This window comes from Streptomyces spinoverrucosus, assembly GCF_015712165.1.
Lineage (GTDB): Bacteria > Actinomycetota > Actinomycetes > Streptomycetales > Streptomycetaceae > Streptomyces > Streptomyces spinoverrucosus_A.
In genome coordinates this window covers 2,284,929-2,299,254 of record NZ_JADPZX010000001.1, presented here as the reverse complement: position 1 = coordinate 2,299,254, position 14,326 = coordinate 2,284,929, and the positions used below count along the sequence as shown (strand labels likewise).

Annotated in this window: 14 protein-coding genes; 13 read left to right on the top strand and 1 reads right to left on the bottom strand. The window is 70.2% G+C overall.

The genetic code is table 11. The features are described from left to right. The first annotated feature begins 90 nt into the window (after positions 1-90). On the top strand, positions 91-645 hold the full coding sequence (locus I2W78_RS10190; RefSeq protein WP_196464495.1) for a TetR/AcrR family transcriptional regulator: 555 nt from the start codon (positions 91-93) through the stop codon (positions 643-645). Positions 646-1,272: 627 nt separating this feature from the next. Here I2W78_RS10190 and I2W78_RS10185 read toward each other — a convergent pair. Then, positions 1,273-1,860, bottom strand: coding sequence for a M23 family metallopeptidase (locus I2W78_RS10185; protein WP_196458873.1), 588 nt, complete (start codon positions 1,858-1,860; stop codon positions 1,273-1,275). Positions 1,861-2,134: 274 nt separating this feature from the next. On the opposite strand from I2W78_RS10185, the gene rpsB reads away from it, so the two are divergent. The 12 genes from rpsB (at position 2,135) to I2W78_RS10125 (ending at position 14,076) form a co-directional block, all read left to right on the top strand. Continuing rightward, positions 2,135-3,016, top strand: a complete 882-nt coding sequence (gene rpsB, locus I2W78_RS10180; RefSeq protein ID WP_196458871.1) for a 30S ribosomal protein S2 — start codon at positions 2,135-2,137, stop codon at positions 3,014-3,016. Between the two features lie 153 nt (positions 3,017-3,169). Further along, on the top strand, positions 3,170-4,006 hold the full coding sequence (gene tsf, locus I2W78_RS10175) for a translation elongation factor Ts (protein WP_196458869.1): 837 nt from the start codon (positions 3,170-3,172) through the stop codon (positions 4,004-4,006). A 210-nt stretch (positions 4,007-4,216) separates the two neighbouring features. Then, the gene (gene pyrH, locus I2W78_RS10170) at positions 4,217-4,975 is read left to right on the top strand and encodes a UMP kinase (RefSeq protein WP_196458867.1); all 759 of its coding nucleotides are present in this window, start codon (positions 4,217-4,219) and stop codon (positions 4,973-4,975) included. A 184-nt stretch (positions 4,976-5,159) separates the two neighbouring features. After that, positions 5,160-5,717, top strand: a complete 558-nt coding sequence (gene frr / locus I2W78_RS10165; protein WP_014675285.1) for a ribosome recycling factor — start codon at positions 5,160-5,162, stop codon at positions 5,715-5,717. Then, a complete protein-coding gene (locus I2W78_RS10160) occupies positions 5,717-6,847 on the top strand; it encodes a phosphatidate cytidylyltransferase (RefSeq protein ID WP_196458866.1) in 1,131 nt (376 codons plus the stop codon). The genes frr and I2W78_RS10160 overlap by 1 nt, the downstream gene beginning before the upstream one ends. Before the next feature lie 119 nt (positions 6,848-6,966). Further along, positions 6,967-7,800: a zinc-dependent alcohol dehydrogenase family protein gene (locus I2W78_RS10155; RefSeq protein WP_230885396.1), complete on the top strand. Its 834-nt coding sequence runs from the start codon at positions 6,967-6,969 to the stop codon at positions 7,798-7,800. Continuing rightward, positions 7,749-8,075 carry a hypothetical protein gene (locus I2W78_RS10150; protein ID WP_196458864.1) on the top strand — a complete coding sequence of 109 codons (327 nt, stop codon included), beginning with the start codon at positions 7,749-7,751 and terminating at the stop codon, positions 8,073-8,075. Before I2W78_RS10155 ends, I2W78_RS10150 begins: the two co-directional genes overlap by 52 nt. Before the next feature lie 99 nt (positions 8,076-8,174). Then, positions 8,175-9,281, top strand: coding sequence for a 23S rRNA (adenine(2503)-C(2))-methyltransferase RlmN (gene rlmN / locus I2W78_RS10145; RefSeq protein ID WP_196458863.1), 1,107 nt, complete (start codon positions 8,175-8,177; stop codon positions 9,279-9,281). Positions 9,282-9,510: 229 nt separating this feature from the next. Continuing rightward, complete coding sequence (locus I2W78_RS10140) at positions 9,511-10,593, top strand: thiamine ABC transporter substrate-binding protein (protein ID WP_196458862.1); 1,083 nt, start codon at positions 9,511-9,513, stop codon at positions 10,591-10,593. After that, positions 10,569-12,233: an ABC transporter permease gene (locus I2W78_RS10135; protein ID WP_196458861.1), complete on the top strand. Its 1,665-nt coding sequence runs from the start codon at positions 10,569-10,571 to the stop codon at positions 12,231-12,233. The genes I2W78_RS10140 and I2W78_RS10135 overlap by 25 nt, the downstream gene beginning before the upstream one ends. Next, positions 12,233-13,255 (top strand): ABC transporter ATP-binding protein, encoded by a 1,023-nt coding sequence (locus tag I2W78_RS10130; protein WP_196458859.1) that lies wholly within the window; start codon positions 12,233-12,235, stop codon positions 13,253-13,255. Before I2W78_RS10135 ends, I2W78_RS10130 begins: the two co-directional genes overlap by 1 nt. A 23-nt stretch (positions 13,256-13,278) precedes the next feature. Then, a complete protein-coding gene (locus tag I2W78_RS10125) occupies positions 13,279-14,076 on the top strand; it encodes a maleylpyruvate isomerase family mycothiol-dependent enzyme (protein ID WP_196458857.1) in 798 nt (265 codons plus the stop codon). Positions 14,077-14,326 lie beyond the last annotated feature (250 nt).

The window sequence follows — 14,326 nt, the reverse complement described above, 5'->3', positions numbered from 1 at the left end:
GTCGAATGCCGACGAGCTGGTGTGCTGCACTCCCGTCCGGGGTGGTGCGTCCGTAAAGTGGTCGGCGTGCCTAGGATTCGAGCGGCCTCCGTGGCCGAGCACCGGTCGATGCAGCGAGCCGCCCTGCTGGACGCGGCTCGTTCCCTGTTGTCCGAGGGCGGGACGGAGGCGCTGACCTTCCCGGCCCTCGCCGAGCGGACGGGGCTCGCGCGGTCGTCCGTGTACGAGTACTTCCGGTCGCGGGCCGCCGTGGTCGAGGAGCTGTGCGAGGTCGACTTCCCGGTCTGGGCGGCGGAGGTCGAGGCGGCGATGGCCGCGGTGGACGGTGCCGAGGGCAAGGTCGAGGCGTATGTGCGGGCACAGCTCGCGTTGGTGGGGGACCGGCGGCATCGGGCTGTCGTGGCGATCTCCGCGAGTGAGCTGGACGCCGGGGCCAGGGAGAAGATCCGGGCGGCGCATGGTGGGCTCGTGGCGATGATCGTGGAGGCGCTGCGGGAGCTGGGGCATGCGGAGCCGCGGCTGGCGGCGATGCTGGTGCAGGGGGTTGTGGACTCGGCCGTACGGCGGATCGAGCTGGGGGTGGAGGAGCCTTCGGCTGTGACTGAGGCTGCCGTGGGGATGGTGCTGAGGGGCGTCCGCGGCTGAGGTTCGGCCGGGGTCAGCGGCGTACACGGCTCAGCGCCGGTCAGGGCCGGCCCGGGGTGGGGCGCGTGGCCCGGCGCCGGTCAGGGTCGGCGGGGGTGTGTCGCGCGGCCCGGCGCCGGTCAGGGTCGGCCGGGGTGGTCGCGTGGCCCGGCGCTGACGGGGTGCCGCCCGCGCCCACCCGTGCCGCCCCAGCGGCACGACTGCCCGCGGCTGGACGGGCGGGGCTGGCGTCGCTGTTCGTGCGGGTTCTGGCGGGGTGCTTGTGCGCGGCTGGGCGGGCGGGTTGGCGTCACGGTTTGTGGGGGTTCTGGCGGGGTGCTTGTGCGCGGCTGGGCGGGCGGGTTGGCGTCACGGTTTGTGGGGGTTCTGGCGGGGTGCTTGTGCGCGGCTGGGCGGGCGGGTTGGCGTCACGGTTTGTGGGGGTTCTGGCGGGGTGCTTGTGCGCGGCTGGGCGGGCGGGCTGGCGTCACGGTTTGTGGGGGTTCTGGCGGGGTGCTTGTGCGCGGCTGGATGGGCGGGCTGGCGTCACAGTTTGTGCGGGTTCCGGCGGGGCGGTTGCGCGCGGCTGGATGGGCGGTTTGGTTGGCGTCACAGTTTGCGCTTACCGCGGTGCAGAGGCGCCCCCAGTTACGGCGGCAGTGGTACCCCCAGTACCGGCAGGAGGCGGGACGGGCCCGTTCGTAGGAGCCATGGTGGCAGCAGGGACAGTGGGTCCACGTACGTCTCGCCTCTCCGTAGGCCCCAGTGCAGGCACGGGGCCGTGCAGTGGGAGCCACCTGGTTCCACCCTGCCGATCACCTCGCCGGCCTCGACCTCGTCGCCCTTCCGCACCGACGCCCGTACGGGCTCGTACGTCGTCCGCAGGGGTGGGTCACCCGTTCCCGTGAGCTCCACCGACACCACGCCCTTCCCGGCCACCCGGCCCGCGTACGAGACACGGCCCGGGGCGATCGCTCGTACTGGAGTTCCGGGTGGGGCCGCCAGGTCCACGCCTCGGTGGCCGCGGCCGTAGCGCGTCGCCGGCGGTTCCCAGCCACGTAGGACCGTGGGACGTGAGCCGACCGGCCAGGTGCGGCCGATCACCGGTACCGGGGCCTCCGACCTCGTCGGGGCCGGCGCCGGTGGATCGGCCGCGTCGGCCGCAGGGGTCAGGGCCACCGGCGCCACCGCCAGCAGCAGCGCCCACGTCACTCGTGCGCATCGCTTCGCTCGCATGGACCGAACCGTGCCGTACCAGCAGCGATCCCGGCCCGAGCCTGTGGAGTACTGACGGGTTGTGGACAGCGGCGTCACCCGGGGGGTCGACCGTCCCGTACACTTCTGGTGGCGATCCGGGTCACCGGGTCGACTTCGCACGCCCCGATACGGCCACCGGAGACGGTCCGTATCAGCGCCCCTCGGTCCTTCGTGGCACGGCGCACGTGGGCGTCAGGCGCGGGAGCCGTCCGGCATCCGCGGCACAACCGAGAAACTCAAGGAGAGTACGGCCATGGCCGTCGTCACGATGCGGGAGCTGCTGGAAAGCGGCGTCCACTTCGGTCACCAGACCCGTCGCTGGAACCCGAAGATGAAGCGCTTCATCTTCACCGAGCGCAACGGCATCTACATCATCGACCTGCTCCAGTCGCTGTCGTACATCGACCGCGCCTACGAGTTCGTCAAGGAGACCGTCGCCCACGGCGGCACGGTCATGTTCGTCGGCACGAAGAAGCAGGCGCAGGAGGCCATCGCCGAGCAGGCCACCCGCGTCGGCATGCCCTACGTCAACCAGCGCTGGCTGGGCGGCATGCTCACCAACTTCTCGACCGTCTACAAGCGTCTGCAGCGCCTGAAGGAGCTCGAGCAGATCGACTTCGAGGACGTCGCGTCCTCCGGTCTGACCAAGAAGGAGCTCCTGGTCCTCTCCCGCGAGAAGGCCAAGCTGGAGAAGACCCTCGGCGGTATCCGCGAGATGCAGAAGGTGCCCAGCGCCGTCTGGATCGTGGACACCAAGAAGGAGCACATTGCTGTCGGTGAGGCCCGGAAGCTGAACATCCCGGTCGTCGCCATCCTCGACACCAACTGTGACCCGGACGAGGTCGACTACAAGATCCCGGGCAACGACGACGCGATCCGCTCCGTCACCCTGCTCACCCGCGTGATCGCCGACGCCGTCGCCGAGGGCCTGATCGCCCGCTCCGGTGGTGCCGGCGAGGGCAAGGGCGAGAAGGCCGAGGGCGAGCCGCTCGCCGAGTGGGAGCGCGACCTGCTCGAGGGCGAGAAGAAGGCCGAGGAGGCCCCGGCCGCCGCCGAGGCGCCCGCTGCTGAGGCGCCCGCTGCCGAGGCGCCCGCCGCCGAGGCCGCTCCGACCGCCGAGGGCGAGCAGGCCTGACCGTCAGTGTCAGCCGTTGACGGCGGGAGCAATGACATGAAGTCCGCTCCCGCCGTTCACCCGTAGGTCAGCGCGGCGTCCGCGACCCACACCCTGGATCGCGGACCGTGCAGATCTCCGATCCTCCAGACTTCGAGAAAGATTCACAGACTCATGGCGAACTACACCGCCGCCGACGTCAAGAAGCTCCGCGAGCTCACCGGCGCCGGCATGATGGACTGCAAGAAGGCGCTGGACGAGGCCGAGGGCAACGTCGAGAAGGCCGTCGAGGCGCTGCGTATCAAGGGCCAGAAGGGCGTCGCCAAGCGTGAGGGCCGCTCCGCCGAGAACGGCGCCGTGGTCTCCATCATCGCCGACGACAACTCCTCCGGTGTCCTGGTCGAGCTGAAGTGCGAGACGGACTTCGTCGCCAAGGGCGAGAAGTTCCAGGCCGTTGCCAAGGCGATCGCCGAGCACGTCGCCAAGACCTCCCCGGCCGACCTGGAGGCCCTGCTCGCCTCCGAGATCGAGGCCGGCAAGACCGTCCAGGCGTTCGTGGACGAGGCCAACGCCAACCTCGGCGAGAAGATCGTCCTGGACCGCTTCGCGCAGTTCGCCGACGGCTTCGTGCTCGCCTACATGCACCGCACGATGCCCGACCTGCCCCCGCAGATCGGTGTCCTCGTCGAGTTCGACAAGCCGAACGCCGAGGTCGCCAAGGGCATCGCGCAGCACATCGCCGCCTTCGCGCCGAAGTACCTCTCCAAGGAGGACGTCCCGGCCGACGTCGTCGAGAGCGAGCGCCGTATCGCCGAGGAGACCACCCGCGCCGAGGGCAAGCCCGAGGCCGCGATCGCCAAGATCGTCGAGGGTCGTCTGAACGGCTTCTTCAAGGACGCCACGCTGCTCGGCCAGCCGTACGCCCTCGACAACAAGAAGTCCGTCCAGAAGGTTCTGGACGAGGCCGGTGTCACCCTGAAGCGCTTCACGCGCATCAAGGTCGGCATCTGAGTCCGTACCGCGATCGACGCACGGCCCGGGGCGGAATGCCGCTAGGGTCGACCGCAGTCGTCGGCGTCGCCCGCGTGGGCCGACGCGCACGCGCGTGTGACGGACGACAGCAGATCTGACGAGGAGGCCATTGCCGCGTAGGGGATGTGAAACCCACCACCGGCAATGGCCTTCTTCGTATGTGCAACCCGTAAAAGAGGCGAGAACCCGATGACCACCAAGCCCCAGAAGAGCGACGACGGCAAAGTACGCGGCCGGTTTCTGTTGAAGCTGTCCGGAGAGGCCTTCTCCGGCGGCGGGGGCCTGGGCGTCGACCCGGACGTGGTGCACGCCATGGCGCGCGAGATCGCGGCCGTCGTCCGCGACGGCGCGCAGATCGCCGTCGTGATCGGCGGCGGCAACTTCTTCCGCGGTGCCGAACTCCAGCAGCGCGGCATGGACCGGGCCCGCTCCGACTACATGGGCATGCTCGGCACCGTGATGAACTGCCTCGCCCTCCAGGACTTCCTGGAGAAGGAGGGCATCCAGTGCCGGGTGCAGACCGCCATCACCATGGGGCAGGTCGCCGAACCGTACATCCCGCTGCGCGCCGTACGGCACCTGGAGAAGGGCCGCGTGGTCATCTTCGGCGCCGGTATGGGCATGCCGTACTTCTCCACCGACACCACCGCCGCCCAGCGCGCCCTGGAGATCGACGCCGAGGCCCTGCTGATGGGCAAGAACGGGGTGGACGGGGTCTACGACTCCGACCCGAAGACCAACCCGGACGCGGTCAAGTTCGACTCGCTCGGCTACGGCGAGGTCATCACCCGCGACCTGAAGGTGGCCGACGCCACCGCCATCACGCTCTGCCGCGACAACAAGCTGCCGATCGTGGTCTTCGAACTGCTGAAGGAGGGCAATATCGCCCGCGCCGTCAAGGGTGAGAAGATCGGCACGCTGGTGGGTGACCAGGGCAGCCGGGACTGACCCGGTTTCAGCCACGCCGTCCGCCGGACGCCACCTGTCCGGGGGACGGACGGGACGGACCCTGGTCGGGGGATGGACAATGTCCTGCCGGTCGGGAACCGTGCAGGACAGAAGACGCGACGCAGCCGGCCGCCGCCGCCAAGGAACCGCAGCCGGGCCTACTCAAGACACGCAGGAGCAAGTGGTGATCGAAGAGACCCTCCTCGAGGCCGAGGAGAAGATGGAGAAGGCCGTCGTGGTCGCCAAGGAGGACTTCGCCGCGATCCGCACCGGCCGTGCGCACCCGGCGATGTTCAACAAGATCGTGGCCGACTACTACGGCGCGCCGACGCCGATCAACCAGCTGGCTTCGTTCTCCGTGCCGGAGCCGCGCATGGCGGTCGTCACCCCGTTCGACAAGAGCGCGCTGCGCAACATCGAGCAGGCGATCCGCGACTCCGACCTGGGCGTCAACCCGAGCAACGACGGCAACATCATCCGGGTGGTGTTCCCCGAGCTGACCGAGGAGCGCCGGCGCGAGTACATCAAGGTCGCCAAGGGCAAGGGCGAGGACGCCAAGGTGTCCATCCGCTCCGTCCGCCGCAAGGCCAAGGACGCCATCGACAAGCTGATCAAGGACGGCGAGGTCGGTGAGGACGAGGGCCGTCGTGCGGAGAAGGAGCTCGACGACACCACGGCGAAGTACGTCGCCCAGGTGGACGAGCTGCTCAAGCACAAGGAAGCCGAGCTGCTCGAGGTCTGATGAACGACTCTCCCTGGGGGGCGCCGCCCCACGCCGGGTACTGGGGGCCGTCCGACCGGGGGCCTGTCCAAGGGGCCGCCCCGGCGGGTCCCACGTACGATGCGCTTGACGCGCAGCAGACTCGCCCCATGCCCTTCGTGCCCGACGTGTCCGCCCATGGCGGAAACCAGGATGACGACCGGGGGGCCGCTCGGCTGGGCGGCCCCTTGTTCCGCGACTTCCGCGACGAGAGCCCGTCGGCGCCGACCTACGGTGCGGTGCCGCAGAATCCGGAGCCCATGCACGACGCCCCTCAGCCGGCGCCCGCACCGAAGAAGAGCGCGGGCCGTGACCTGGGTGCGGCGATAGGGGTCGGGGCCGGGCTCGGCGCGGTGATCATCGCGTCCCTGTTCATCGTCAAGGCGGTCTTCGTCGGGGTCGTGGCGGTGGCCGTCGTGGTGGGCCTGTGGGAGCTCACCAAGCGACTGGACGAGCGCAAGGGCATTCACGCACCGCTGGTGCCGCTGGCGGTCGGCGGTGCGGCGATGGTCGTCGCCGGGTATGTGCGGGGTGCCGAGGGCGCGTGGGTGGCGATGGCGCTCACCGCGCTGGCGGTGCTGGTCTGGCGGATGACGGAACCGCCGGAGGGCTATCTCAAGGACGTCACGGCCGGGGTCTTCGCGGCCTTCTACGTCCCGTTCCTGGCGACGTTCGTCGCGATGATGCTGACCGCGGAGGACGGGCCGCAGCGGGTCTTCATGTTCCTGCTGCTCACGGTGGTCAGCGACACCGGCGCCTACGCGGTCGGCTGGCGCTTCGGGCGGCACAAGCTCGCACCGCGGATCAGCCCCGGCAAGACCCGTGAGGGCCTGCTCGGCGCGGTCAGCTTCGCCATGGCCGCCGGTGCGCTGTGCATGGAGTTCCTGATCGACGACGGCACGTGGTGGCAGGGCCTGCTCCTGGGCCTTGCGGTAGCGGCCAGCGCGACGCTGGGCGACCTCGGCGAGTCGATGATCAAGCGCGACCTGGGCATCAAGGACATGGGCACGCTGCTGCCGGGTCACGGCGGAATCATGGACCGACTGGACTCGCTGCTGCCGACGGCGCCGGTGGTGTGGCTGCTGCTGGTGCTGTTCGTGGGGTCCGGCTGACGGCCGCGTTGTGATCTTGGCGGAGGCCCGACGTCCTTGAGGCGACGGGCCTCCGCCGTATCTCTGGGCCCTGCGACGTCCGCCGCCGGGAATCTTTCCGGGGCCCGGCGTAGCGTGAAATGACGGACCGATTGTCGGGCGCTGAGAGACGAAAGGTCACTCATGCCTCAGTCGATGCGCGCGCTCGTAGCCGGAAAGGTCGGCGAGCCCGATGTCCTGCGGCTGGAACCCGGCCTGTTCCCACGCCGGAAGCCGGTCAGGCGTTGATCCGTGTGAAGGCGACGCCGATTCACGCCAGTGATCTGCACGTGCTGCGCGGCCGCTACGGTTTCTTTCCCGACTTTCCCGCTGTCGGGGGTCACATGGAATGTGTGGGCCGTGTCGAGGCCCTGGGTCCGGACACCGAGGGGCCGAAGATCGGTGAGCGTGTGGTGGTCGCTGCCGTACCGGCGGTACCCGGGCCCCATGTGGCCGGAACCTGGCAGGAATACCTCGTCGCCGATACACGAAGGCTGCTGCCGGTCCCCGACCGTCTGAGTGACTCCAGCGCCTGTCAACTCGCCGTCAACCCGTTGACCGCGCTGCTCCTCGTGACTCGCGAACTCGACGTACAGCCGGGTGAATGGTTGTTGCAGACGGCCGCGGGCTCCACCGTCGGCCGGCTCGTCATCCAGCTGTCCAGGCATCTGGGTGTTCGCACGATCAATGTCGTGCGGCGACGTGGTGCCGTCGGGGAGATCAAGGCGTTCGGCGGTGACGAGGTCATCTGCACCGAGGACGAGGACCTGGTGCGGCGTGTGGCCGAGACCGCAGGACCGGCCGGCGTGCGCAAGGCCGTCGACTGTGTCGCGGGACCCGTAGGTGCCCAGGTGTCCCAGGCATTGGCTCCGGGGGAGAGGTCGTGGTCTACGGCGCGCTCTCCACCCATCGGCAGACTGATCCGGCGGCGCTGACGATCCCGCTGCAGGCACGCTCGGTCATCTACGAGACCAAAGTGGTCCGCGGTTTCTGGCTGAACCGCTGGTTCGGCACTGTCTCACCCGAGGACGCGCTGGACGCGCTGTCCCAGGTCCGCGGTCTCGTCGCCGATGAAGTGCTGAGCATCCCGCGGGGCCGGCCGTTCCCGCTCGAACGCTTCACCGAAGCCATCGCCCTCGCCGAAACACCCGCACGTGGAGCCAAGCCGCTCTTCGTCTTCGATGACGGCCGGGACAAGGACGACAGCTAGGGTCGCCGCTGGGCCGTCTCTGGTCCGTCTCTGGGCCGTCTCTGTGCCGCAGGCGGCAGCCGCGGGCCACCCAAGTGGATCTGCGACACTGGTACAGCCATGCCTAAGCCCGGAGAACTCACATTCGTCGCCCCGCGCGGAGCCAAGAAGCCGCCGCGGCATCTTGCCGATCTCACGCCTGCCGAGCGCAGGGAAGCCGTTGCCGAGATCGGTGAGAAGCCGTTTCGTGCCAAGCAGCTCTCGCAGCACTACTTCGCGCGGTACGCGCACGAACCGGAGCAGTGGACCGACATCCCGGCCGCCGCGCGGGGGAAGCTGCGCGAGGCGCTGCTTCCCGAGCTGATGACCGTCGTACGGCATCTGTCGACGGACCAGGGCACCACCCGCAAGACGCTCTGGCGGCTCTTCGACGGGACGCTGGTGGAGTCGGTGCTGATGCGGTACCCGGACCGGGTCACCATGTGCATCAGCTCGCAGGCCGGCTGCGGGATGAACTGTCCCTTCTGCGCCACCGGGCAGGCCGGGCTCGACCGGAATCTGTCGACCGCCGAGATCGTGCACCAGATCGTGGACGGGATGCGGGCGCTGCGCGACGGTGAGGTGCCGGGCGGGCCGGCTCGGCTGTCCAACATCGTCTTCATGGGCATGGGCGAGCCCCTGGCCAACTACAAGCGGGTCGTCGGCGCCATCCGCGCGCTCACCGACCCCGAGCCGGACGGGCTCGGGCTCTCGCAGCGCGGCATCACTGTGTCGACCGTCGGGCTCGTCCCGGCGATCCACCGGTTCGCCGACGAGGGCTTCAAGTGCCGCCTCGCCGTCTCGCTGCACGCCCCCGACGACGAACTGCGCGACACCCTCGTCCCCGTCAACACGCGGTGGAAGGTGCGGGAGGTGCTCGACGCCGGGTTCGAGTACGTCGAGAAGAGCGGGCGTCGGCTGTCCATCGAGTACGCCCTCATCCGGGACATCAACGACCAGGCCTGGCGCGGTGACCGGCTCGGGCGGCTGCTCAAGGGCAAGCCCGTGCACGTCAATCTCATCCCGCTCAACCCGACGCCCGGCTCCAAGTGGACCGCGTCACGGCCCGAGGACGAGAAGGCGTTCGTCGAGGCCATCGCCGCCCATGGTGTACCGGTCACGATCCGGGACACCCGTGGTCAGGAGATCGACGGGGCGTGCGGTCAGCTCGCGGCCACCGAGCGGTAGTCTGACGCCGTACACATCTTCATATTCATCTGCATATTCCGGCAGGGGAGCGCCACAGCGCTGAGAGTGCGGCAGCCATATTTCGGGTGGGCCGCAGACCCTCTGAACCTCGCCCAGGTCATTCTGGGTAGGGAGATCGGTCGTCACTCAAGCTGTTGCGCCCTGCCCGGGAGCCCATCGAGGTCCCGGGCAGGGCCGCGTCTCTTCCTGGTCAGCCAGGAGGAAATCAGTGAGCAACACCAAGAAGTTCACAGCCGTCGTTGTCGGGCTGGGCCTGGTCACGCTGTCCGCGTGCGGGTCCTCCGAGTCCGGCAGCGGCGGCTCCGGGGACTCCAGGACGGTCACGCTCGTCAGCCACGACTCGTGGGTCGTGTCCAAGAACGTGATCGCCGACTTCGAGAAGCGGTCCGGCTACGAGGTCAGGGTCCTCAAGGACGGCGACGCCGGTCAGGCGGTCAACAAGGCCATCCTGACCAAGGACAACCCGCAGGGCGACGTCCTCTTCGGCGTCGACAACACCCTGTTGTCCCGCGCGCTCGACAATGGCCTCTTCCAGCCGTACGAGGCCAAGGGCGCCGACCTGGTCAAGCCGGAGTACCGGGCCGACCAGGAGCAGCACCGGGTCACGCCCGTCGACACCGGCGACATCTGCGTCAACTACGACAAGGCCTACTTCAGCGAGCGGAAGCTGGACCCGCCGAAGACCCTCGACGACCTGATCGAGCCCCAGTACAAGAACCTCCTCGTCACCGAGAACGCGTCCACCTCCTCACCCGGCCTCGGTTTCCTGCTCGGCACGGCCGCCAAGTACGGCGACGACGGCTGGGAGGGCTACTGGAAGAAGCTCAAGGCCAACGGCGTGAAGGTCGTCGACGGCTGGGAGCAGGCGTACAACGAGGAGTTCTCCGGTTCCGCGAGCGGCCGGAAGGCGGGCGGCGACCGGCCGCTGGTCGTGTCGTACGCCTCCTCGCCGCCCGCCGAGGTCGTCTTCGCCGACCCGAAGCCGAAGACCGCCCCGACCGGCGTGGCCACCGGCACCTGCTTCCGGCAGGTCGAGTACGCCGGGCTGCTGAGCAACGCGAGGAACCCCGAGGGCGGCAAGGCGCTGCTCGACTTCATGCTCGGCAAGCAGTTCCAGCAGGACATGCCGCTGAACATGTTCGTCTACCCGGTGCGGGAGGGCGCCCAGGTGCCCGAGGAGTTCGTGAAGTACGGCCCGCAGGCCGAGGATCCCGAGACCATGGATCCGGCGAAGATCGCCGACAACCGTGACGAGTGGGTCAAGTCGTGGACGTCGCTCGTACTCAAGTAGGCGTCAGGGCACGCGGAAACGCGGCGCGGCTGGGGCTTCTCGCCCTGCCCGTCGCGTTCTTCGCCGTCTTCTTCGCCTACCCCGTCGCCGCGATCGTCGGCCGTGGGCTGAAGGCCGACGGCACCTGGCAGTTCGGGCGACTTGTCGACGTACTGACCCAGTCCGACATCCGGCACGTGCTCTGGTTCACCACCTGGCAGGCGCTCGCCTCGACCGCGCTGACGCTGCTGGTCGCGCTGCCCGGCGCGTATGTGTTCGCCCGGTTCGACTTCCCCGGCAAGCAGGTGTTGCGGGCGGTCGTCACCGTGCCGTTCGTGCTGCCGACGGTCGTGGTCGGTACGGCGTTCCTGGCGCTGGTCGGGCGCGGCGGGCTGCTGGACGAGCTGTGGGGCGTACGGCTGGACACCACCGTGTGGGCGATCCTGCTCGCGCATGTCTTCTTCAACTACGCGGTCGTCGTACGGACGGTCGGCGGGCTCTGGGCGCAGCTCGACCCACGGCAGGAGGAGGCCGCGCGGATGCTGGGGGCCTCGCGCCTCACCGCCTGGCGGTCCGTCACCCTGCCCGCGCTCGCGCCCGCCGTCGCGGCTGCCGCGCTGATGGTCTTCCTGTTCACCTTCACCTCCTTCGCTGTGGTGCAGATCCTCGGCGGGCCCACCTTCTCCACCCTCGAAGTGGAGATCTACCGGCAGACGACGGAGGTCTTCGACCTCACCACCGCCGCCGTGCTGACGATGGTCCAGTTCGTGGCCGTGGGCGCGGTGCTCGCTGTACACGCCTGGACGGTACGGCGGCGGGAGACCGCGCTGCGGCTGGTGGACGCGTCGGTGACCGTACGCCGGCCGCGCGGGGCCGGGCAGTGGGCGCTGCTGGCCGGGGTCCTGGTCAGCGTCGCCGTACTGCTTCTGCTGCCGCTGGCCGTGCTGGTGCAGCGGTCGCTGGACGCGCCGGGATTCGGCTACTACCGGGCACTGACCAGCGAGGACGGCGGCACCTTCCTCGTCCCGCCGATCGCCGCGATCGGCAACTCGCTGTCGTACGCCGTCGTCGCCACCGCGATCGCCGTGCTGGTCGGCGGGCTCGCCGCGGTGGCGCTGACCCGGCGGGACGCGGGGCGGTTCGTGCGTGGGTTCGACGCGCTGCTGATGCTGCCGCTGGGCGTGTCCGCGGTGACGGTCGGGTTCGGGTTCCTGATCGCGCTCGACGAGCCGCCGCTGGATCTGCGTGCCTCGTGGATCCTGGTGCCGCTCGCGCAGGCGCTGGTCGGGGTGCCGTTCGTCGTACGGACCATGCTGCCGGTGCTGCGGGCGGTGGACGTACGGCTGCGTGAGGCGGCGGCGGTGCTCGGGGCGTCGCCGTGGCGGGCGTGGCGGGAGGTGGATCTGCCGATGGTGCGGCGGGCGCTGCTGGTCGCGGCCGGGTTCGCCTTCGCGGTGTCGCTGGGGGAGTTCGGGGCGACCGTGTTCATCGCGCGGCCGGACAGTCCGACGCTGCCGGTCGCCGTGGCGCGACTGCTGGGGCGGCCCGGCGATCTCAACTACGGGCAGGCGATGGCCCTTTCGACGATTCTGATGGTGGTGTGCGCGGCGGCGCTGCTGGTACTGGAGCGGCTGCGGACCGACCGGACGGGGGAGTTCTGATGCTGCTCGGCCTGGAGAACGCGACCGTACGGTTCGGTGGGCGCGCCGCGCTGGACGGGGTGGATCTGTCCGTCGCCGAGCACGAGGTGGTGTGTGTGCTCGGGCCGAGCGGCAGCGGCAAGTCGACGCTGCTGCGGGCGGTCGCCGGGCTGCAACCGCTGGACTCCGGGCGGGTGTTGCTCGACGGACGGGACCAGGCCGGGGTGCCCGCGCATCGGCGGGGGGTCGGGCTGATGTTCCAGGACCATCAGCTGTTCCCGCAGCGGGACGTCGGCGGCAATGTGGCGTTCGGGCTGCGCATGCGCGGTGCGTCCCGCAGCGAACAGCAGTCGCGGGTACGGGAGTTGCTGTACCTGGTCGGCCTGCCCGGTGCCGCGCGCCGGGCGGTCGCCGCGCTGTCCGGCGGTGAGCAGCAGCGGGTGGCGCTGGCCCGGGCGCTGGCGCCGCGGCCGCGGCTGCTGATGCTGGACGAGCCGCTCGGGCAGCTGGACCGGTCGCTCCGGGAACGGCTGGTCGTGGAACTGCGGGAGCTGTTCGGCCGGTTGGGGACGACCGTGCTCGCGGTGACGCACGACCAGGGGGAGGCCTTCGCGCTGGCCGACCGGGTCGTGGTGATGCGGGACGGGCGGATCGCGCAGTCCGGTACGCCGCTTCAGGTGTGGCAGCGGCCGGCGGACGAGTTCGTGGCGCGCTTCCTCGGCTTCGACAACGTGGTCGGCGCGACGGTGAGCGGGCAGGTCGCGGACACGGCGTGGGGGAAGCTGCCGGTGCCGGAAGGCGTGGCGCAGGGGCGGGGGACGGTGCTGGTACGGCCCGCCGGTGTGCGTCTCGTGGCCGCGGATGCCGGGCTGCGGTGCACGGTGGCCGCGCGGACGTTCAAGGGAACCCATGTCGCCGTACATCTGCAACCGGTGGACGGGGCGCCCCGGTTGGAGGCGGCGTGCGCGTTGCGGGAGGCGCCGGAGGTGGGGGAGACGGTGGGCGTCGAGTTCGACGGGGCCGAAATCGTGGTGCTCGGCTGAACGGGCGATCGTAGGGTGCGGGCATGACCCGACTCGCACATGACCGTTACTGCGACGAAATGGCCCATCAGGTGGGGCTGCTGAGGTCTGTCGTGACCTCGGGGGCCGATCTGTCGGCCACCGTGCCGACCTGCCCCGACTGGTCCCTGGAGCAGCTCGTGCGGCATGTGGGCGGCGCCCTGCGCTGGGTCGACCTGCTGGTGCGCACCCGGGCACAGGAGATGGTCCCGACGGACCAGGTGCCGGGCGGGAGCGGGCCGCAGGCCCGTGGGGACGCGGCGGCGCTGGACGCCTGGCTGGCCGACTCCGGTGACCTGGCCGTCAGCGCGCTGCGGGAGGCGGGACCGGCCGCCAGTGTGTGGAGCTGGGCCGGGGTGCCGGACTCCGGCTTCTGGGCGCGCCGGATGACTCACGAGATCACCGTTCACCGGGCCGACGCCGCGCTGGCCGCCGGACTGCCGTACGAGGTCGCGGGGGATGTGGCCGCGGACGCGGTCGACGAGTGGCTGGAGATCGTCCAGTTCATCCAGCGGGTGGCGCCGCACGAGGCGGCGAAGGAGTTGCGCGGGCCGGGCAAGAGCATCCATCTGCACGCCACCGACGCCGGGCCGGAGCTGAACGCCGAGTGGCTGGTCGAGCTGACCGACGAGGGCGTGATCTGGCGGCGCGGGCACGAGAAGGCGACGGTGGCGCTGCGCGGGCCGCTCACCTCGGTGCTGCTGGCGTTCTACCGGCGGCTGCCGCTGGACAGTGCGGAGGTGGAGGTGCTGGGGGAGCGGGAGTTGCTGGAGTTCTGGCTGGAGCGTGCGACGTTCGGCTGAGCGACCGGGAGGACGGCGACGGCCCTCCATACGGCGACGGCCCTCCAGGGCGACGGTTGCCGTGTGGCGAGCCGACGTACGGCGGTTGGCTGGCGTGCGGCGATGAGGCCGGGGTGCGGCGGTTGGCTGGCGTGCGGCGATGAGGCCGGGGTGCGGCGGTTGGCTGGCGTGCGGCGATGAGGCCGGGGTGCGGCGGTTGGCTGCGATGCGGCGGGTGGCTGTCGGATGGCGGTTGGCTGGCGTGCGGCGA